This window comes from Mycobacterium asiaticum (genome assembly GCF_001668675.1).
In the GTDB taxonomy this organism is placed as follows: domain Bacteria; phylum Actinomycetota; class Actinomycetes; order Mycobacteriales; family Mycobacteriaceae; genus Mycobacterium; species Mycobacterium asiaticum_D.
Window position 1 is genome coordinate 1 of sequence record NZ_LZKQ01000060.1, and the last position, 1392, is coordinate 1392.

Sequence of the window (1392 nt, forward strand, 5' to 3'; positions counted from 1 at the left end):
GGGGGGGGGGGCCGGCCCCCGCGCGGGGCCGGCCCCCCCCCCCAAACCCCCCCCCCCCGCCCGGGGGGGGGGGGGTTTTGGCGTCGGCGCGCGCCCTTACGTGCGCGCCAGGCTGCGCGCGTAACCGGCGCCCATGCCCAGCAGCACCAGTCCGACGATGATGAACGCCGCCACCCGGAAGATGCCGTCCAGCGTGGCCAGGTCGAACAGGAACAGCTTGGCCATGGCCGCACCGGTGAGCGCCAGGCCCGCGGTGATCGGCTCGGTCCGCCGCTCCGACTCGTCCAGGCGCAGTGCGTAGACGAAAAGCGCGGCGGCTCCGCCGATCCAGCAGATGGTGGCCGCCATGTGACCGGCCAGGAATCCGCCGGCGGTGCCGCCGACAAGCACCCCGGCGGTCACGGTAAATGCGGTGACGGCGTAAACGACCACCGTCGAGGCCGCCGCGATCAGCAGACCGCTGACATCTGAATCCCGGTTGGCGCCAACACACGTCCGCGTCATGACGACGGCAAAGGTGATCACGAGCAGACTGGCTGCCAGTGTGGAGACCGCGATGGGCGTGGGGATCGCAGTGGCGCGCACCAGCACCCGCAGCGGCACGTAGCTGTAGAACAGGACCGTGCCGATGACACCGAAACCTGTTGCGCTCCAACGTGCTACCGCGTCGCGGCGGCCGGCCACCGCAACAACCACGGCCAGCGCCAGCAGCACCGGGGCTTCGATGTAACCGGCGAAGGCGACCGTGATGGCGATCAGCGCGGAGATGGCAGACCAGGCCGACCACGTCTGGACAACGATGCGGGGGTGGTTGCCGATCAGTGCGACGGCCAGCATGGCTGCCGCCAAGGCGGCGGCCATGACCGCCGCCAGCATGCGGTCGACGGCGATCGCGCTGGCCAGCACCGGGAGGGTGCCGGCCGTGGTGATCAGCGCCAGCGCTGCCGGGTTCGAGGTGGACGGCAGCAGCACCAGGCCACTCGCGACGGCCAGCAGCGCGGCCACCGCGCAGGCGCCGCCGATCAGCCATGTGTTGTCGTGCGGGTTGACGGCAATCAGTGCGAGCAACAACGGCAGCGTGGGCGCCGCAACCCGGGCGCCGTGCATCCACATCCAGTTCTTGCCCAGTTGGACCGGCAGCGCGGCCGCCGAGAGCGCCAGCATGAAACTGATCAGCAGCAGGTCCACCCCGCGGGTCAGCGCGGGTGCCAGACCGATCAGCGGTACCAGCACCAGCAGCGCCAGCTGTTCGGAGTCCCAACGTCGGGCCAGTGCCAGGCCGCCACCGCCGACGACGGCCGCCAACACCAGACCGGCCGGCGCCGGCGCCCACTGGTAGATGGTGACGACAGCGATGACATCCAGGTAGGCCGTGGCGATACCGGTTGCCGC

The 1392-nt window shown here is 71.0% G+C and carries 1 protein-coding gene; it reads right to left on the reverse strand.

Going from position 1 to position 1392, the window contains the following annotated elements:
- Positions 1-96: 96 nt before the first annotated feature.
- On the reverse strand, positions 97-1392 hold a 1296-nt coding region (locus tag A9X01_RS05725; protein WP_065119817.1), incomplete at its 5' end, for a DUF2339 domain-containing protein.